This window comes from Streptomyces sp. NPDC004752, assembly GCF_053601275.1.
This window is the reverse complement of sequence record NZ_JBSGBN010000002.1, coordinates 68267-86049: the sequence shown is the minus strand read 5'-3', so window position 1 is coordinate 86049 and position 17783 is coordinate 68267. Positions and strand designations below refer to the sequence as shown.

Annotated in this window: 16 protein-coding genes, 1 pseudogene and 1 riboswitch; of the genes and pseudogenes, 9 read left to right on the top strand and 8 right to left on the bottom strand. The window is 71.6% G+C overall.

What is annotated here, in order from left to right:
• Positions 1-96 precede the first annotated feature (96 nt).
• Complete coding sequence (locus ACWEKM_RS01405) at positions 97-681, bottom strand: flavin reductase family protein (protein ID WP_451619092.1); 585 nt, start codon at positions 679-681, stop codon at positions 97-99.
• Positions 682-960: 279 nt separating this feature from the next.
• On the opposite strand from ACWEKM_RS01405, the gene cdgB reads away from it, so the two are divergent.
• The 3 genes and pseudogenes from cdgB to ACWEKM_RS01390 form a co-directional block, all read left to right on the top strand.
• The gene (cdgB, locus tag ACWEKM_RS01400) at positions 961-2631 is read left to right on the top strand and encodes a diguanylate cyclase CdgB (protein ID WP_451619091.1); all 1671 of its coding nucleotides are present in this window, start codon (positions 961-963) and stop codon (positions 2629-2631) included.
• 131 nt (positions 2632-2762) lie between these two features.
• Positions 2763-3719 carry a CBM35 domain-containing protein gene (locus ACWEKM_RS01395; RefSeq protein WP_451619090.1) on the top strand — a complete coding sequence of 319 codons (957 nt, stop codon included), beginning with the start codon at positions 2763-2765 and terminating at the stop codon, positions 3717-3719.
• Between the two features lie 2 nt (positions 3720-3721).
• Positions 3722-4003, top strand: a pseudogene (locus ACWEKM_RS01390) (carbohydrate-binding protein); the annotation flags it as partial.
• A 45-nt stretch (positions 4004-4048) separates the two neighbouring features.
• Here the strand turns inward: ACWEKM_RS01390 and ACWEKM_RS01385 are convergent.
• The 3 genes from ACWEKM_RS01385 to ACWEKM_RS01375 form a co-directional block, all read right to left on the bottom strand.
• On the bottom strand, positions 4049-4978 hold the full coding sequence (locus ACWEKM_RS01385; protein WP_451619089.1) for a 1-phosphofructokinase family hexose kinase: 930 nt from the start codon (positions 4976-4978) through the stop codon (positions 4049-4051).
• A 154-nt stretch (positions 4979-5132) separates the two neighbouring features.
• Positions 5133-6287, bottom strand: a complete 1155-nt coding sequence (gene nagA / locus ACWEKM_RS01380; protein ID WP_451619088.1) for an N-acetylglucosamine-6-phosphate deacetylase — start codon at positions 6285-6287, stop codon at positions 5133-5135.
• Positions 6287-7255 carry an ROK family protein gene (locus ACWEKM_RS01375; RefSeq protein ID WP_451619087.1) on the bottom strand — a complete coding sequence of 323 codons (969 nt, stop codon included), beginning with the start codon at positions 7253-7255 and terminating at the stop codon, positions 6287-6289. Before ACWEKM_RS01375 ends, nagA begins: the two co-directional genes overlap by 1 nt.
• An 85-nt stretch (positions 7256-7340) precedes the next feature.
• Between ACWEKM_RS01375 and ACWEKM_RS01370 the strand changes: the two genes are divergently transcribed.
• Positions 7341-7583, top strand: a complete 243-nt coding sequence (locus ACWEKM_RS01370; protein WP_451619086.1) for a DUF3263 domain-containing protein — start codon at positions 7341-7343, stop codon at positions 7581-7583.
• A 112-nt stretch (positions 7584-7695) separates the two neighbouring features.
• Positions 7696-8583: a trehalose-phosphatase gene (gene otsB / locus ACWEKM_RS01365; protein WP_451619085.1), complete on the top strand. Its 888-nt coding sequence runs from the start codon at positions 7696-7698 to the stop codon at positions 8581-8583.
• Here the strand turns inward: otsB and ACWEKM_RS01360 are convergent.
• Both ACWEKM_RS01360 and ACWEKM_RS01355 read right to left on the bottom strand, forming a co-directional pair.
• Entirely contained in the window at positions 8550-9968 is a 1419-nt protein-coding gene (locus ACWEKM_RS01360) for an alpha,alpha-trehalose-phosphate synthase (UDP-forming) (RefSeq protein ID WP_451619084.1), read from the bottom strand. The two genes, otsB and ACWEKM_RS01360, sit on opposite strands and share 34 nt — an antisense overlap.
• Positions 9969-10050: 82 nt before the next feature.
• Entirely contained in the window at positions 10051-10995 is a 945-nt protein-coding gene (locus tag ACWEKM_RS01355) for a glucosyl-3-phosphoglycerate synthase (protein WP_451619083.1), read from the bottom strand.
• Positions 10996-11153: 158 nt separating this feature from the next.
• A riboswitch (SAM riboswitch) is annotated at positions 11154-11318 on the top strand.
• 18 nt (positions 11319-11336) lie between these two features.
• On the opposite strand from ACWEKM_RS01355, the gene thrC reads away from it, so the two are divergent.
• From thrC to groL, 4 genes are all read left to right on the top strand, one after another.
• On the top strand, positions 11337-12620 hold the full coding sequence (gene thrC / locus ACWEKM_RS01350) for a threonine synthase (protein ID WP_451619082.1): 1284 nt from the start codon (positions 11337-11339) through the stop codon (positions 12618-12620).
• Positions 12617-12892, top strand: coding sequence for a MoaD/ThiS family protein (locus tag ACWEKM_RS01345; RefSeq protein WP_451619081.1), 276 nt, complete (start codon positions 12617-12619; stop codon positions 12890-12892). Before thrC ends, ACWEKM_RS01345 begins: the two co-directional genes overlap by 4 nt.
• A gap of 434 nt (positions 12893-13326) precedes the next feature.
• Positions 13327-13530, top strand: a complete 204-nt coding sequence (locus tag ACWEKM_RS01340; RefSeq protein ID WP_004986573.1) for a cold-shock protein — start codon at positions 13327-13329, stop codon at positions 13528-13530.
• 352 nt (positions 13531-13882) lie between these two features.
• A complete protein-coding gene (groL, locus tag ACWEKM_RS01335; RefSeq protein ID WP_388713231.1) occupies positions 13883-15505 on the top strand; it encodes a chaperonin GroEL in 1623 nt (540 codons plus the stop codon).
• 182 nt (positions 15506-15687) lie between these two features.
• Here groL and murQ read toward each other — a convergent pair whose 3' ends face one another.
• On the bottom strand, positions 15688-16623 hold the full coding sequence (murQ, locus tag ACWEKM_RS01330) for an N-acetylmuramic acid 6-phosphate etherase (protein WP_451619080.1): 936 nt from the start codon (positions 16621-16623) through the stop codon (positions 15688-15690).
• 196 nt (positions 16624-16819) lie between these two features.
• Entirely contained in the window at positions 16820-17740 is a 921-nt protein-coding gene (locus ACWEKM_RS01325) for a MurR/RpiR family transcriptional regulator (RefSeq protein ID WP_451619079.1), read from the bottom strand.
• Positions 17741-17783: the final 43 nt, after the last annotated feature.

The window sequence follows — 17783 nt, the reverse complement described above, 5'->3', positions numbered from 1 at the left end:
CGACATGGGGATTGGCAGGGGGACCGTCATGGTCCGGCGTGCGGTGCTCCCGGGGGCCGCTCCCCGGTTCCCGGTTCCCTTCCCGTCTTCCCGTTCTCAGCCCAAGTGCCGGTACCGTCCCCGGAAATACAGCAGTGGTCTGCCGTCGGCGCTGGGGAGTTGCGCGGTCAGTACGCGGCCGATCACCAGGGTGTGGTCCCCGGCCGCGATCCGCTGTTCGGTCCGGCACTCCAGGGTGGCCAGGGCGCCGCGCACCAGGGGCGCGTGGGAGACCTCGCCGCGGGCGTAGGGGATGTCCTCGAACAGCAGCCGGTCGCTGATGCGGCCCTTCATGGCGAAGCGGCCCGCGATATGGCGCTGGCTCTCGGTGAGCACGGAGACGCCCCACAGGGGCTGCTCGGCGAGCAGGTCGTCCATGCGGGCGCCCTCGCGCAGGCTGACCAGGACCAGCGGCGGGTCGAGGGACACGGACAGGAAGGCCGTGGCCGTCATACCGGCGTCCTCGCCGGCCGGCGCCATGGGGTCGGCCGGGTCGAGCGGCGGCTCCTGCGCGGTCACCAGGACCACCCCCGCGGCCAGCCGGGACATGGCGGCCCGGAACTCGTCGTTGCTCACCCCCTCAGCATGCCCGGGGACGGCGGGGGCGGCGGGGGAGGGCAGCGGAGTTGGAGTGTTCAGCACGCCGGAAACGCTAATCTTCGCTCCGAGCCGTCGCATCGGGCCTCCGCCCGAGTCCGGTCCTAGGTCCAGGGGACGAAGAACGACAAAGAACGCGGACATTCGCCCCAATTGTTCATGTTCTTCTGTGACTTGGGCCACAAGGGGCATGAATTGTTGACCCTGTGTACCGAGTGGGCAGCGCGCTGTGATTCAGTGGCTGGGAAGGTGCAAGGGCACCACCGAAGAGAAGCGCCGAAGCGCACCCTTGATTCGCGGCGAGGTCTCGGGGGGAGGGCGAGCATGGAGATGGAGTCGGAGCCCTACGTCCGTCTTGCGTCGCTCCGGCAACTGCACCAGGCCATGGCCGACATGAACACGGCACGCAGCCTGGCGGACACGTTGCAGACCGTCGCCGACGGCGCCGTCGCCGCCCTCGGATACGAGATGGCCTGCGTCAACCTCGTGCGCCCCGACGGTGACCTCGTGGTCGCCGCCCTCTCCGGGAACTCCGCCGCCGAGGCCCTCATCACCGGCCGGGTCGGCTCCCGCGCGTCCTGGGAGCGCCGGCTGAACATGGGCGAAGCCTGGGGCGACCTGCGGTTCATATCCCACACCGAGGGCTGGGTCCTCGACGACGACGACGTTCCACAGTGGTACACCGACGGGCCCGCGCCCCGCTTCGAGGACGAGTGGCACCCCGCCGACCGGCTCTTCGCGCCCATGTACGCGCCCGGTGTGCAGGGTGGCGGCTCCGGCGAGCTGCTCGGCGTGATCTCCGTGGACCGGCCGCGCAACGGCCGGCACCCGGGTGCCTGGGGACGTGAGGCCCTCCAGATGTACGCGTTCCAGGCCGCCATCGCGATCAGCAACGCCCGGCTCAGGGCCAATATGCAGCGCGCCCTGGTCCGCCTGGAGCGGGAGCAGCAGGCCCTGCGCGCCAGCGAGGAGAGCTTCCGGCAGGCGTTCGAGTACGCCCCCTCCGGCATGGCGATCGCCGAGATGGGCGGGGACCAGCACGGCCGCATCCTGCGCACCAACGACGCACTGTGCCGCCTCCTGGGCCGCCCGGCCTCCGCGATGCGCCGCTACTCCTTCTCCGACCTCGTCCATCCCGAGGACATCGGCACGCTGCTGCGCACCTCCGCCGAGGGCGGCCGTGCGGAGCTGCGCCTCGGCCGCCGCGACGCCTCCTACGTCTGGGTGTCGCTGCGCAACTCCGTCGTCGCCGACGCCGCCGACGGCCCGCGCTTCCTGCTCACCCACGTCGAGGACATAGAGGAGCGCAAGCGCCGCGAGCTGCAGCTCGCCCACCGCGCCTCGCACGACTCCCTCACCGGCCTGCCGAACTCCGCCGAGCTGCGCTCGCGCCTGTCGGCCCGCCTGTGCCGGCGCCCCGCGCACGGCGACGAGCTGGACTCCCAGGACGCCGCGTACGGCCATCCCGCCTACGACGTCAACGGCCACGGCTTCGACTTTGCGTCCGCTGCCTCCGGTGCGGAGGCCGCGGAGGCGTACGACGGCTTTGACCACCATGTGCACACCGTCGCCCCCGAGGGCGACCGCGACGACGGCACCAAGGGCCTCGCGGTCCTCTTCTGCGACCTGGACGGCTTCAAGTCGATCAACGACCGGTTCGGGCACAACGCGGGCGACACGGTCCTCATCGAGGTGGCGCGCCGACTGACCCGGGGCGTGCGCGACGGCGACACGGTGGCCCGCCTCGGCGGCGACGAGTTCGTCATCCTCGCCGACGGCCTCGGCAAGGCCGATGCCCAGGACCTGGCCGTACGCCTGCGCAACGAGATCATCCAGCCGATCCGGGCCGAGGGCCGGGCCGTGCGGGTGGGCGCCAGTTTCGGGATCGGCTGGGCGCACTGCGGCATGACGGCGGACGAAGTATTGAAATCCGCTGACGAACGGATGTACGTCGAGAAACGATCTCGTCCCAAACAGCATCGACGGGCCGGATGAACCCCAGGTCAGCGGGCTGAAGCAGATCAAGTCACCCGATTGGGTCAACGAGAGCGGGTAGGCTCGCTCTCCACTACCCGTCTTCCAGATCCGTACCGCATCCGCCCGCACCTGTTGAGGAGTACCTAGGCATGACGCCCGGCGACAACGGCGCGAGCACGCCCGAGGACGACGACCCGTTCGGCTATCTGTACGCCGACGGGCAGGCCAGGGGAGCCCAGCCGCCGTCCGGTGGCTACGGCTACCCGAACTCGGTCAACAGGGTGCGCGCGGTAGGGGAGCGCCAGTACGGCCAGCAGGCCCAGGCCCCCTACGGGCAGCAGACCGTACCCCCGCAGCAGGGCGCCTACGGCCAGCCGAGCGCCCACTACCAGGCCCCGGAGACCTTCCCGGGCGGCCCGTCGGCCACCCAGCAGCCGCCGCGGTCCGGCGGGGACGGCGGCCGGGGCGGTCGCGGCCCGAACACCAAGGGCCTGCTGATCGGTGCGATCGCGGTGGTCGCCGCGGTCGTCATAGGTATCAGCATCGCCATGCTCAACGGCGACTCGAAGGACGACAACAAGGGCAACCAGGCCGGGGACACCACCCCGACCCAGTCCGAGAGCACCTCACCGAGCCCGTCCAGCAGCAGCTCGGCGGCGAGCGCGGACAAGCTGCCGACGAGCGACGCGAAGACGCTCCGCCTCGACGGCGGCGCCGCGCTGGCCTCGGACGTCAAGGGCGCCCAGGCCGACGGCGGCACCTATGTGACGGGCTTCAACCAGGTCGGCGCCTCGGTGACGTGGACCGTCAACGGCATTTCCGAGACCGGCAAGTACTCGGTGTTCCTCGGCTACAGCGTCCCCGGCAAGGATGCCACCGCCACCCTCACGGTCAACGGCACGGCATCCACCACACCGGTCGGCATGGACAACTACGCGCACGCCGCCGAAGGCGACTACAAGAAGGGCTGGACGCGGACCTACAACTACGTCCAGCTCAACAAGGGCACCAACACCATCAAGATCTCGTGTGAGCAGGGCAACCAGTGCGATGCCCTCCTCGACCAGGTGTGGCTGGTGAAGGGCTGGGTCAAGTCCGGCGGGTGAGCCCCGACGCGGGCGCGTACACCGTCTTCGCGCACTACAGCACGGCCGGCGACGACCAGTCGATGACGCTCACCGTCAACGGCAAGGCGTTCGGCAGCAAGCTGAGCATGAAGAACTACGCCCATGCCGCCGACGGTGATGTCGCCAAGGGCTGGACCACCACCTTCGCCTGGCCCACCCTCAACAAGGGCACCAACACGATCACCCTGTCCTGCGGCGACGGCGACAAGTGCAACGTCCTGCTGGACCAGCTGTGGCTGAAGAAGGGCCAGGTCAAGGGCTGAGACGGCTCCGGGACCGGCCCCGAGGGAAGCCGCCGGAGGCGGGCGTCAGGCGACGTCGGCCTCGCCGGTCACCGCGACCCGCTTCCGCAGCTTCTCGTATGTCGGCCGGTCGAACTCGCCCGCCGCCGGAGCCGCCACGGTCGCGGCCGACAGGGCGATCGCGCGGGTCAGTCGGTCCGGCCAGGCCAGGTGCTCCACCAGCCCCGACAGCAGGCCCGCCACCGCCGAGTCACCGGCGCCGGTCGGGTTGCCGGGCACGGCGGCGGGCGGGGCGGCCAGCCAGTGGCCCTCCGGGGTGTGGGCGAGCAGACCCCGCGGGCCCAGCGAGGCGACCACCGCGTGCGCGCCGCGCCGACGGGCATCCCGGGCCGCCCGCAACGGCTCGTGGGAGCCGGTGAGTTCGGCCAGCTCCTCGGCGTTGGGCTTCACGATGTCGGGGCGGGCCGCCACCCCGCGGCGCAGCGGCTCCCCGCTGGTGTCCAGCAGCACCGGGACACCGGCCGACCGGGCCGCCCGTATCAGGCCCGTGTAGGCCCCGACCGGCACCCCGGGCGGCAGGCTGCCGCACAGCGCCACCGCGGCGGCCGGCCCCAGCAGGCCCTCGTACGCCTCCTGGAACGCGGTCCACTCGGCGGCCGCGACCGGGGGGCCGGGCTCGTTCAACTGGGTGGTGTCGCCGGTGCGTTCGTCCACGACGGCGATCGTGCGCCGGGTCGCGCCCGCGATCGGGACCAGCGCGTCCACCACGCCCGGGAGGCCCGCGAGCCGCTCGCGCACCTCCCGGCCCGTGCCGCCGCCCGCGAACCCGGTGACCGTCACCTGGTGCCCGAGGGCCGCCAGCACCCGGGCCACGTTCACGCCCTTGCCGCCCGGCCGCTCGGCGACCGCGGACACCCGGTGCGAGGCGTGCGGCCGCAGCGACCGCACGCGATAGGTGAGGTCGAGCGCGGTGTTCAACGTGACCGTGAGGATCACCCGGGCCGACCTCCCCCTCCGCCTGTCTGGGCTGTGCCCCGTGTTCTCGTCCCGATCATGCCAAACAGACGGCGAGGCGCCCAGAGCGCGTGCGGCCACCGGCTCTCACCGGTGTGCCGACCGGCTCTCACCGATGTGCCGACCGGAGGACGGATCAGGGCAGTTGGGGAGCGAGTCGGGGAGCGAGCACCCAGGCGCCCTGCCGCATCACGCCCTTGACGTCGAAGCCCTCGTCGAGGAGGACCAGGTCGGCGTCCTTGCCGGGCTCCAGCGAGCCCACCCGGTCGGCCAGGCCGAGCAGCCGGGCCGGGTTGACGGACAGGGCCGCCACCACGTCCGGCACCGGCAGCCGGTCGACGGTCACCGCCCGCTTGAAGACGCGGTCCAGGGTCAGGGTCGAGCCCGCGATCGAGCCACCCCGCACGAGCCGGGCCACGCCGTCGCTGACCTCGACCTCCAGCGGGCCGAGCTTGTAGCGGCCGTCGCCGATCCCGGCCGCGTCCATCGCGTCGGTGATGAACGCGACCCGCCCGGCGCCCGCGTGCCGGAACGCCAGTTCCAGCGCGGCCGGGTGGAGGTGGGTGCCGTCGTTGATCAGCTCGACCGTGACCCGCTCGTCCGCCAGCAGGGCGGCGACCGGGCCGGGGGAGCGGTGGCCGAACGGCGGCATCGCGTTGAACAGATGGGTGGCGACCGTCGCGCCCGCGTCGATCGCCGCCACCGTCTGCTCGTACGTCGCGTCCGTGTGCCCGACGGCGGCGATGACGCCGTGCTCGGCCAGCAGCCGCACGGAGTCGATGCCGCCCGGCAGTTCGGCGGCGAGGGTGACCATCCGGGTCCGGCCGCGCCCCGCGTCGATCAGCCGGCGCACCTCCCCCGGGTCCGGGTCGCGCAGCAGCTCCTCGGAGTGCGCGCCCTTGCGGCACGGCGAGATGAACGGGCCCTCGAAGTGGATCCCGGCGAGATCGCCCTGCTCCGTCAGCTCGGACAGCAGCCCGGCCTGCTTGACCAGGAAGTCCATGTCTTCGGTGACGGTGGAGGCGACGAGGGTGGTGGTGCCGTGCAGCCGGTGGGTGCGGATGGCCGTCAGGATCTCGTCGGCCGTGCCCGAGAACGAGGCGCCCCCGCCGCCGTGGTTGTGCACATCGACGAAGCCGGGCACCAGCCAGTGGCCCCGTACGTCGATCACCTCGGCGTTCGCGGGGGCGGCGGCCGCGATCCTCGTACCCTCAACGATCACACGTCCGTCGGTCACGATCCCGGTGGGCAGCACCACCCGGGCGCCGGCAAGAACCGTACTGGGGGCCATCAGGCGGTTACCTCCGAAGGGGCAGTGGTTTCGAGGAGATCCCGGGCGAGGAGCCCCGCGCCCAGGCAGCCGGCGGTGTCCCCCAGGGCGGCGGGGACGATCGGCGGGAGTTTCTGGAAGGTGACACGGCGCCGGACGGCGTCCCGCAGCGGCCGGAACAGGGTCTCCCCCGCCTCGGCGAGCCCGCCGCCGATGATCAGCGTGCGCGGGTCCAGCAGGGTGAGCGCGGTGACCAGCCCGTCGGCCAGCGCGTCCACCGCCTCCTGCCAGACCCGGACGGCGCTCGGATCACCCAACGCCACGGCCCGCGCACAGTCCGCGGCGTTCGCGTCGGGCTCCCCGCAGGCCGCCGCCCATGCCTCGCTCACAGCCGCCGCGGAGGCGTACCGCTCCAGGCAGCCGCGCTGCCCGCACGGACACGCGGTCCCGCCGGGCCGTACGACGATATGGCCGATCTCGCCCGCGAAGCCGTGCGCGCCCGCCTCCACCCGGCCGTCGAGGCCGATGGCGCCCGCGATGCCGGTGCCCAGGGCCACGAACAGAAAGCGGTCCGCGCCCCGGCCCGCGCCGATCCGGCCCTCGGCCAGGCCGCCGGTGCGCACATCGTGGCCGAGCGCGACCGGGATGCCGAGCCGGTCGGTGAGCAGGGCGCGCAGCGGTACGTCGCGCCAGCCCAGGTTGGCCGCGTAGGCGGCGACGCCGCGTGCCTCGTCGACGATGCCGGGCACCGCGATGCCGGCCGCGACCGCGGGTGCGCCGAACCGTTCGGTGCCGTGGGCGCGCAGCTCGGCGGCGAAGCCGAGGATGCCCTCGACGACCGCCTCGGGCCCGCGTGCGCGCCCGGTCGCGCGGCGGTCCTGGTGCAGCAGCTCGCCGTCGTCCCCGACCAGGGCGGCCTTCATCCCGGTGCCGCCCACGTCGAGGGCGATGACATGTCTCACGGGGAACAGTGTGGACCGGGGACCCATAAGAGGTCTAGTCCACTTACGCGGTGGAGCGCCGCCCGTTCCGGAGCCGGGAGCCGCCGTCGGTGCCCGGCGTTACCGTTCACCCATGGAACCGGACGACCGCCACGAACTGGGCCGACGCGAACAGGCCATCCTCGCGCTGGAGCGCCGGAGCTTTGCGGGACCCGGTGCCAAGGAACGGGCGATACGCGAGGAACTGGGCCTGGTCCCGGTCCGCTACTACCAGCTCCTGAACGCCCTGCTGGACGACGAGCGCGCACTGTCCCACGACCCGGTGACGGTCAACCGCCTACGCCGAGTCCGCGAAACCCGCCGCACCCAACACTGAACCGTCCCCCCGTCCCCAGTGCCAATAGAACAAGGGTTCATGCCATGCGTGGGGCTGCGGCCGGGACGGCTTGGCAGGCGTGGGGGACGGTTCGGGTGGATAGGGTCGGTTCATGGGCACCCATACGACGGACTCGACCGACCCCCAGGACGCGCTTCCGACGCCCGTGACCCGCGCCGGGCGGGACGGGCTGGCCGCACTGCTCGCACGGCCGCGCACCGCGGTGATCGGCCTCGACTTCGACGGGACGCTCGCGCCGATCGTGGCCGACCCCGAGCAGTCCCGCGCGCACCCGGACGCCGTACCCGCGCTCGCCGCCCTCGCCCCGAAGGTGGCCTCCGTCGCGGTGGTCACCGGCCGCCCCGCCGGGGTCGCGGTCCGCTACGGCGGCTTCGCGGGCGTACCCGGCCTGGCGCACCTCGTCGTCCTCGGCCACTACGGCGCCGAACGCTGGGACGCGGTCAGCGGCACCGTCAGCGCCCCCGCCCCGCACCCCGGCGTCGCCGCCGTCCGCGCCGAACTGCCCGGCTTCCTCGACCGGATCGGCGCCTGGCGGGGCACCTGGATCGAGGAGAAGGGGCGGGCCGTCGCCGTGCACACCCGCCGCGCCGAGGATCCGCAGGCCGCGTTCGAGGCGCTGCGCGGCCCCCTCGTCGACCTGGCCACCCGGCACGGCCTGATCGTCGAGCCCGGCCGCCTGGTCCTCGAACTGCGCCCGCCCGGCATGGACAAGGGCGTCGCCCTGCTGGAGTACGTCCGCGAGACCGGCGCCGAAACCGTGCTGTACGGCGGCGACGACCTCGGTGACCTGCCCGCCTTCGCGGCCGTCGACAAGCTCCGCTCCGACGGCGTGCCCGGCCTGCTGGTGTGCAGCGGCAGCAGCGAGGTGCCCGAACTCGCCGAGCGCGCCGACCTGGTGGTGGACGGCCCGGCGGGGGTGGTGCGGCTGCTGCGGACGCTCGCCGCTCAGCTGGACCGACCGGTGGACCCACCGGCCTGAAGCGCGTGCAGCTGGTCCAGGAACCACTGGGCCGGCGGCAGCGCCGTGGCCGCGGCGGCCAGCCGCTTGGTCCGCTCCGCCCGCTCCTCCGCCGGCAGGGTGAGCGCCCGGTGCAGGGCGTCCGCCGTGCCTCCGATGTCGTACGGGTTGACGGTGATCGCGTCCTCGCCCAGCTCCTCGTACGCCCCGGCCTCCCGGGACAGCACCAGCGCACAGCCCTCGTCGGAGACGACCGGCACCTCCTTGGCGACCAGGTTCATGCCGTCCCGGATCGGGTTCACCAGGGCCACGTCGGCCAGCCGGTAGGCGGCCAGCGAACGCGCGAAGTCGTCCTCGACGTGCAGCAGCACCGGCGTCCAACCCGGCGTCCCGTACACCGAGTTGATCTCCTGCGCGATGCGCCGTACCTCGGCCGTGTACGCCCGGTACACGGCCAGGTCCTGGCGTGAGGGGTAGGCGAAGGCGAGGTGCACGACCCGCTCGCGCCACTCGGGGCGGTCCGCCAGCAACTGCCGGTACGCCAGCAGTCCGCGCACGATGTTCTTGGACAGCTCGGTGCGGTCCACCCGCACGATCGTCTTGCGGCCCGCGCCGATCTCCGTCCGCAGCGCCGTCATCCGCTCGGCCACGTCCGGCTCGTGCGCGCGCCCCCGCAGGAAGTCCGCGTCGGCGCCCAGACCGTGCACACCGATGCGGGTGCCGGCCGGGATACCGGGCCCGAGGACCGCGTGGCAGCAGTCGGTGAAGGCGTCCGCCCAGCGCCGGGTGAGGAACGCCGCGCGGTCCGCGCCGAGGATCCCGGCGAGCAGCTCGGCCGCGATGTCGTCGGGCAGCAGCCGGAAGTAGTCCGGCGGCGCCCACGGGGTGTGTGAGAAGTGGCCGATGCGCAGGTCGGGGCGGCGCTGCCGGAGCATCCTGGGGGCCAGCGCCAGATGGTAGTCCTGCACGACGACGGCCGCGCCCTCGGCCGCCTCCTGGGCCAGCGCCTCCGCGAACGCCCGGTTGTAGGCCCGGTAGGACACCCACTGCCGCCGGAACTCCGCGTCGAAGACCGGCTCCAGCGGGGTCTGGTAGAGCATGTGATGCACAAACCACAGCACCGAGTTGGCGATGCCGTTGTAGGCGTCGGCGTACACGTCGGCCGGAATGTCCAGCATCCGCACGCCGGGCTCGCCGACCCCGCGGCGCACCGCCTCACGGTCGCCGTCGGACAGCGCCGAGCACACCCACAGCGCGTCCGCGTCGGGCCCGATCGCCGAGAGCCCGGAGACCAGCCCACCGCCGCCCCGCCGGGCGACCAGCGTGCCGTCCTGCTGGACGGTGTACGAGACCGGGCCGCGGTTGGACGCGACCAGCACCTGGGCAGCACCCTGCGTGGAAGCCATACGCCTCAACCTAGCCCGGCCCACAAACGCTCAAACGTACGGTCGGCTCCCCGGGTGGGCCGAACACAGCACACCTTCGGCTTCAGGCCACCCGGCGGGCGGCGTACTCCGCGATCTCCACCATGGGCGGCCGTTCCTCGGTGTCCACCGGGTGGGTGCGCGGCTCGAAGCCGTCCTCGCCCCGTTCGAACTGGGTGAGGGAGGGCCGCACGAGATGCCCGCGGGCCAGCCGCAGCTGGGCGGTGCGGTAGATCGAGGCGGCCATCCGGCCCAGCGCCTGCCCGTCCTGGTGCCGGTGCTTGCGCACGCCGACATCGACCTGGGCGAGGGCGTCCAGGCCCACCAGGTGCAGGGCGTCGATCAGCATGCCCAGTTCGACGCCGTATCCGACAGGGAACGGCAGCTGCTCCAGCAGCGAGCGGCGGGCCGCGTACTCGCCGCCGAGCGGCTGCACAAAACCGGCCAGCCGCGGCCAGTGCATATTGAGCAGCGGGCGGGCCATCAGCTCGGTGACCCGGCCGCCCTGGCCGGCCGCGCCGGCCAGCGGCCGGTCGTACATGGCTTTGACCAGGTCGATGTCCGGGTCGGTGAGCAGTGGGCCCACGATCCCGGTGACGAAGTCGGTGGAGAACTCCCGCAGGTCCGCGTCGACGAAGCAGACGATGTCCCCGCCGGTGACCAGCAGCGAGCGCCACAGGACCTCGCCCTTGCCGGGTGCGGCGGGCAGCCGCGGCAGGATGGCGTCGCGGTGCTCCACCCGGGCGCCCGCCGCGGCGGCCACCTCGGCGGTGCGGTCGGCGGACCCCGAGTCGACGACGACGATCTCGTCGACCAGCGGCGCCTGGCGCATGAGGTCGTGCCGGATGACCGCGACGATGTCGCCGACCGTCTCCTCCTCGTTGAGCGCGGGCAGCACGACGGAGACCGACTGGCCCGTGCGCTGTTTCGCGGCGAGGATGGTGTGCAGCGGGCGGTCGGTCACCGACCAGGAGCGGGTGGCCAGCCAGCGCTCGACTTCTTCCAGCACGGTCGGCTGCTCCTCACTGTCGTGATCACACCGGGCGCGGGTGTGATCCATCTCGCGGTTCGGACGACTATCTCAACTGTCCTGGCCTTCGGTTACAGTCTTGAACAACGCGGATGGCCATCGCATGTCGGGGCCATTCGGCGTTCACAACCGCATACAGCTCATCCAGAGGGGCAGAGGGACACGGCCCGATGAAGCCCCGGCAACCCTCCAGTCGGTACTCGTAAGGATCGCTGCACCAGTCGATCGTTTCCGCGAGGCTCCCGGCTAGGGAAGGTGCCAAATCCGTCTCACGGCGAGATGCGTCGTGAGGAAGATGAGGAGAAAGGGCCTCGCCTCACATGGCTGTGCAGACCGTTGCAAGCACCACGAACCAGTCCGCGAACCTCGGTCCCGCCGCGGCCTTGAGCTGCCGCGAGTGCGGCCACCGGGTGCCACTCGGACCGGTGTTCGCCTGCGAGGAGTGTTTCGGCCCGCTGGAGATCGCCTACGACTTCTCGGCGTACGACACCGAGGAGCTGCGTCGGACGATCGAGGCGGGTCCCGCGAACATCTGGCGCTATGCGCCGCTGCTGCCGGTCCCCGCGGACGTGGCCGCAAAGCCCAATCTGAACCCGGGCTGGACCAAGCTGGTGCAGGCCGACAACCTGGCCCGCGAGCTGGGCGTCACCGGCGGCCTGTATGTGAAGGACGACTCCGGCAACCCGACGCACTCCTTCAAGGACCGGGTGGTCGCCCAGGCGCTGGAGGCGGCGCGCGCCTTCGGCTTCACGACCCTGTCCTGCTCCTCGACCGGCAACCTCGCCGGGGCCGTCGGCGCCGCGGCGGCCCGCGCCGGACTGCGCTCCTGTGTGTTCATCCCGCACGACCTGGAGCAGGGCAAGGTCGTCATGGCCGCGATCTACGGCGGTGATCTCGTCGGCATCGAGGGCAACTACGACGACGTGAACCGCTTCTGCTCCGAGCTGATCGGCGATCCGGCCGGCGAGGGCTGGGGCTTCGTCAACGTCAATCTGCGGCCGTACTACGCGGAGGGCTCCAAGACCCTGGCGTACGAGATCTGCGAGCAGCTCGGCTGGCGGCTGCCCGACCAGATCGTCGTCCCGATCGCCTCCGGCTCCCAGCTCACCAAGGTCGACAAGGGACTGCGGGAGCTGATCGCGCTGGGCCTCGTCGAGGACCGGCCGTACAAGATCTTCGGCGCGCAGGCCGAGGGCTGCTCGCCGGTGTCCACCGCGTTCAAGGCCGGTCAGGACGTGGTCCGCCCGCAGAAGCCGAACACCATCGCCAAGTCCCTGGCGATCGGCAACCCGGCCGACGGCCCTTATGTGCTCGACATCGCCCGCCGCACCGGCGGCGCCGTGGAGGACGTGACGGACGAGCAGGTGGTCGAGGCGATCAAGCTGCTGGCGCGGACCGAGGGCATCTTCGCGGAGACGGCCGGCGGCGTCACCGTGGGTGTGACGAAGAAGCTGATCGAGGACGGTGTCCTCGACCCCGCGCTCACCACGGTCGTCCTCAACACCGGCGACGGCCTCAAGACCCTCGACGCGGTGGCCGGCACCGGCCTGACCGCCACCATCCGCCCCAACCTGGACTCCTTCCGAGAGGCTGGCCTCGCATGAGCGTGACCGTTCGCATCCCCACCATTCTGCGTACCTACACGGGCGGCCGGGCCGAGGTGAGCGCCGAGGGCGCCACCCTCGAAGAGGTCATCGCCGACCTGGAGAAGAACCACACCGGCATCGCCGCGCGCGTCCTGGACGACCAGGGCAAGCTGCGCCGCTTCGTCAACGTGTACGTCAACGACGACGACGTCCGCTTCGAGCAGGGCCTTCAGACCGCGACGCCGGACGGCGCGGGCGTGTCCATCATCCCGGCCGTGGCCGGCGGCTGACGCTCCCTTACCTTCGATAACTCCCATTACCGACTGTTCATCCGATGGCCCCCTCCGTGAGAGAAACGGAGGGGGTCATTCAGTGGGGTTGAGCGCGGTAGAGTTGGGGAACGCGTTCCCGGCCTCCCGGGGCGCAGGCCCCGGATTCACTCCGTGCACCCGCCAAGAAGTCGCCAAACTCCCCGCTTTCTTCGCGGCTTTTGCTCCTTTTATGGAGCCCGACTTGCCCTGAATTCTGATGAATTCTCAATAAATTCCCGACCGGGCGCGTCCAGATTTCTCGTCCGATTGACCTGTTGCAGACGGCAGTTGGACAGATACATTCAGCCGCGGTCGACGCGTTCCGGCGCACGCCCCCCACCGTGGAGGGTGAGGTCTGACCCGGGTCCACGAAGTGTGGATCTGTGCAAGGGCCAGTAATAGGGGAGTTAGGCATGGCTCAGGGCACCGTCAAGTGGTTCAACGCGGAGAAGGGGTACGGCTTCATCGCGGTCGACGGTGGTGCGGACGTCTTCGTCCACTACAGCGCGATTCAGATGGACGGCTACCGCACCCTGGAAGAGGGCCAGCGGGTCGAGTTCGAGATCTCGCAGGGTCAGAAGGGCCCGCAGGCCGATATGGTTCGCGTCACCGCCTGAACGTACTTCACGCGAAGGGCCCGCAGCTTTCGGGGTGCGGGCCCTTCGCCATGCCCCACGCCGCCCGGCCCGGGGGCGCGTACACCCGTCCGGCACCCTTCACCACCCCGCCGTCACCGCCGCGCCGCGACCCCACGCGACGGGCCCGCGTCACGGTCGCATCTTGCACTCGGGTGGGTCGAGTGCTAATCATTGGCGTTAGCACTCTGAAGGTGAGAGTGACAACGAAGGACCGGGTCGGTGAGGCCCGCGGGCCGTGTGGGGCAAGGAACCACGAGGTCGGCGAGCCGTCCGTCGCGGGCGCGGGCGCGGTCCGAAGGAATCACCCCCAGTCCTGGAGGGACCACTTCACATGGCCAAGATCATCGCGTTCGACGAGGAGGCGCGGCGCGGCCTCGAGCGCGGCATGAACCAGCTCGCGGACGCCGTGAAGGTGACGCTCGGCCCCAAGGGCCGCAACGTCGTCCTCGAGAAGAAGTGGGGCGCCCCCACGATCACCAACGATGGTGTCTCCATCGCCAAGGAGATCGAGCTCGAGGACCCGTACGAGAAGATCGGCGCCGAGCTGGTCAAGGAAGTAGCCAAGAAGACGGACGACGTCGCCGGTGACGGTACGACCACCGCGACCGTCCTCGCCCAGGCCCTGGTCAAGGAGGGCCTGCGCAACGTCGCCGCCGGCGCCAACCCGATGGCCCTGAAGCGCGGTATCGAGAAGGCCGTCGAGGCCGTCTCCGCCGCCCTGCTGGAGCAGGCGAAGGACGTCGAGACCAAGGAGCAGATCGCCTCCACGGCCTCCATCTCCGCCGCCGACACCCAGATCGGCGAGCTGATCGCCGAGGCCATGGACAAGGTCGGCAAGGAAGGCGTCATCACCGTCGAGGAGTCGCAGACCTTCGGCCTTGAGCTTGAGCTCACCGAGGGCATGCGCTTCGACAAGGGCTACATCTCGGCGTACTTCGCCACCGACATGGAGCGTATGGAGGCGTCGCTCGACGACCCGTACATCCTGATCGCCAACTCCAAGATCAGCTCCGTCAAGGACCTGCTCCCGCTCCTGGAGAAGGTCATGCAGTCGGGCAAGCCGCTGCTGATCATCGCCGAGGACGTCGAGGGCGAGGCTCTGTCCACCCTGGTCGTCAACAAGATCCGCGGCACCTTCAAGTCCGTCGCCGTCAAGGCCCCGGGCTTCGGCGACCGCCGCAAGGCCATGCTCGGCGACATCGCCATCCTCACGGGCGGCGAGGTCATCTCCGAGGAGGTCGGCCTCAAGCTGGAGAACGCGACCCTGGACCTCCTGGGCCGCGCCCGCAAGGTCGTCATCACCAAGGACGAGACCACCATCGTCGACGGTGCCGGCTCCTCCGAGCAGGTCAACGGCCGGGTCAACCAGATCCGCGCCGAGATCGAGAACAGCGACTCGGACTACGACCGCGAGAAGCTCCAGGAGCGCCTGGCCAAGCTGGCCGGCGGCGTCGCCGTCATCAAGGCCGGTGCCGCCACCGAGGTGGAGCTGAAGGAGCGCAAGCACCGCATCGAGGACGCCGTGCGCAACGCCAAGGCGGCCGTCGAGGAGGGCATCGTCGCCGGTGGTGGCGTGGCCCTGCTGCAGACCACCAACGTCTTCGAGAAGCTGGAGCTGGACGGGGACGAGGCGACCGGCGCGCAGGCCGTGAAGCTCGCCCTGGAGGCCCCGCTCAAGCAGATCGCCGTCAACGCCGGCCTTGAGGGCGGCGTCGTGGTCGAGAAGGTCCGCAACCTCACCCCGGGCCACGGCCTGAACGCCGCGACCGGCGAGTACGTCGACCTGGTCGCCGAGGGCATCATCGACCCGGCGAAGGTGACGCGTTCCGCCCTGCAGAACGCCGCCTCCATCGCCGCGCTGTTCCTCACCACCGAGGCCGTCATCGCCGACAAGCCCGAGAAGGCCGCTCCGGCCGCCCCGGGTGGCATGCCGGGCGGTGACATGGACTTCTGATCCTCATCGAGGATCGGCTCCGTCCGTCGCGTACCGAGGGCGGCACTCCCTGAAGCCAGGGGGTGCCGCCCTCGGGCGTGTCACGGGACGTCACGGGGCGCCCGATGCGGGTGGCGGGCGCCGGAAGGCGCGGGACATGACCTTCCGGAGGCGGGGCGTTGCGCGCTCCCCGGGCGTGCGGGTCAGCCGCCCGCGCCCGCCAGCGCGGCACGCAGATGGCCGCCGGACTCCTCCAGCAGGCGGGCGGCCGTCGGGCCGTCGACACCGGACAGGAGGGTGAGGATCGCGTTCTTCACCTCGCCGTCGGTCTCGGTCAGGGCCCGTTCGATCTCCTCGTCGGCGGCGCCGGTGGCCAGGGCGACGATACGGCGGGAGCGGGCGCGCAGCTTGTTGTTGGAGGCGCGTACGTCGACCATCAGATTCCCGTACGTCTTGCCCAGCCGGATCATCGTGATCGTCGACAGCATGTTGAGCACCAGCTTCTGTGCCGTGCCGGCCTTCAGTCGGGTGGAACCGGTGATCAGCTCGGGGCCGACGACGATCTCGATGCCGTATTCGGCCGCCGCCGCGAGCGCGCTGTGCGCGTTGCAGGCCAGACCGACGGTCAGGGCGCCCAGGGCGCGGGCGTGCTCGACCGCACCGATCGCGTACGGGGTGCGGCCGGAGGCGGAGACGCCGACCACCGTGTCGTCGGGGGTGAGCGCGAGCGAGTCGAGGTCCTCGCGGGCCAGTTCCTTCGAGTCCTCCGCACCCTCCACGGAGCTGACCATCGCCTCGGCGCCGCCCGCGATCAGGCCGACGACCCGACCGGGGTCGGTGTTGAAGGTGGGCGGGCACTCGGAGGCGTCCAGGACACCGAGGCGGCCCGCGGTGCCCGCGCCGGCGTAGACCAGCCGGCCGCCGCGGGCCATGCGCGCGGCGATCGCGTCGACGGCGGCGGCGATCAGCGGGAGGCGTGCGGTGACGGCGGAGGGCACGGCGCTGTCCTCGCCGTTCATCAGCCGGGCGATCTCCAGGGTGGGCAGCTTGTCGATGCCGGCGAGTTCGGGCCGGAACGCCTCGGTGGTGAGCGTCTCCAGTTCGGCGCGGAGCTGACTGGGGTCGGACATGGAGGTCATGACGGGTGGCTCTCTCCGTGCTTCTTGTGCCAGCGGTGCTTCTTGTGCCAGCGGTGCTTCTTGTGCCAGCGGTGCCGGTGGGGCGAGCGAAGTCCGCCGCGGTGCGGCGGCGTCCCGAACGGGGCGCGGGCGGGCCGGTGTCGGTGTGCGGCCCCGCCGCGACGGGGATCCCGCTGGTCGGCGGAGCACTCGGCGCTCAGCGGTGCCGGTGGGCCAGCGCCTCGTAGGAAGCGGCCAGCGCGGGCGCGGCGGTCTCGTAGGTGCGCTGCGCCACTCCGATGAACAGGCAGTCCACGACGAGGAGTTGACTGGTCCGGGAGGACATCGCGGCGGGCCGCAGCTCGCTCTCCCGGGAGGTGGAGGTGGTGAGCACATGGTCGGCGTACTGGGTGACCGGGCCGTCCGGCCGTCCGGTGATGGCGACCGTGGTGGCCCCGTGCTCGAACGCGGCCCGCAGCGGCTCGATGACGTCCCCCGTCGACCCGGAGTGGCTGATCGCGATGGCCACATCGCCGGAGCGCAGCTGCACCGCGTTCGTCACGGCGAGGTGCGGATCGCTGTGGGCGTGGGCTATCAGCCCTATGCGCAGCAGCTTCTGGGTGAGGTCCTGGGCGACCAGTCCGGACGCGCCGATCCCGTACACATCGGTGCGCCGTGCGCCGACCAGCGCGGCGACCGCAGCGCCCAACTGCACGGTGTCGAGCCCGGCGGCCGTGTCGGCGAGGGTCTGCTGCTCGTCGTAGGCGAGTTTGGCGACGACATCGGCGATCGGGTCGTCGACCGCGATGTCGGTCGTGAGGGCGGGCGGGCGGCCGGACTGCTGCTGGGCGGCCAGGCCCGCGAGGGCGAGCCGCAGGTCGCGGTAGCCGGGGTAGCCGAGCAGCCGGGCGGTACGCACGACCGTCGCCTCGCTGGTGCCGGTGAGTTCGGCGAGTCCGGTGACCGTGAGGGCCGCGCAGCCGGCCGGATCACTCGCCACGGCCTCGGCGACACGCTGCATCGAACGGGTCATGGAGGGGGCGAGCGTGCGCACCTTGGCGGTGAGGGCGGCCGGGGCCGGCGGCGTGTTTCCCGGGCCGCCCGGGCTGCCGAAAACTTCCTTCACGTCCTGGGTCACCTGCGAAAGATATTTTCGGCCCGGTGCCGGGTCAAGACCACGC

Coding starts and splice junctions, on each gene's coding strand:
- cdgB (WP_451619091.1), top strand. CDS start 961: ATGGAGATGGAGTCGGAGCCCTACGTCCGTCTTGCGTCGCTCCGGCAA.
- ACWEKM_RS01395 (WP_451619090.1), top strand. CDS start 2,763: ATGACGCCCGGCGACAACGGCGCGAGCACGCCCGAGGACGACGACCCG.
- nagA (WP_451619088.1), bottom strand. CDS start 6,287: ATGGCCCCCAGTACGGTTCTTGCCGGCGCCCGGGTGGTGCTGCCCACC.
- ACWEKM_RS01375 (WP_451619087.1), bottom strand. CDS start 7,255: ATGGGTCCCCGGTCCACACTGTTCCCCGTGAGACATGTCATCGCCCTC.
- ACWEKM_RS01370 (WP_451619086.1), top strand. CDS start 7,341: ATGGAACCGGACGACCGCCACGAACTGGGCCGACGCGAACAGGCCATC.
- otsB (WP_451619085.1), top strand. CDS start 7,696: ATGGGCACCCATACGACGGACTCGACCGACCCCCAGGACGCGCTTCCG.
- ACWEKM_RS01360 (WP_451619084.1), bottom strand. CDS start 9,968: ATGGCTTCCACGCAGGGTGCTGCCCAGGTGCTGGTCGCGTCCAACCGC.
- thrC (WP_451619082.1), top strand. CDS start 11,337: ATGGCTGTGCAGACCGTTGCAAGCACCACGAACCAGTCCGCGAACCTC.
- ACWEKM_RS01345 (WP_451619081.1), top strand. CDS start 12,617: ATGAGCGTGACCGTTCGCATCCCCACCATTCTGCGTACCTACACGGGC.
- ACWEKM_RS01340 (WP_004986573.1), top strand. CDS start 13,327: ATGGCTCAGGGCACCGTCAAGTGGTTCAACGCGGAGAAGGGGTACGGC.
- groL (WP_388713231.1), top strand. CDS start 13,883: ATGGCCAAGATCATCGCGTTCGACGAGGAGGCGCGGCGCGGCCTCGAG.
- murQ (WP_451619080.1), bottom strand. CDS start 16,623: ATGACCTCCATGTCCGACCCCAGTCAGCTCCGCGCCGAACTGGAGACG.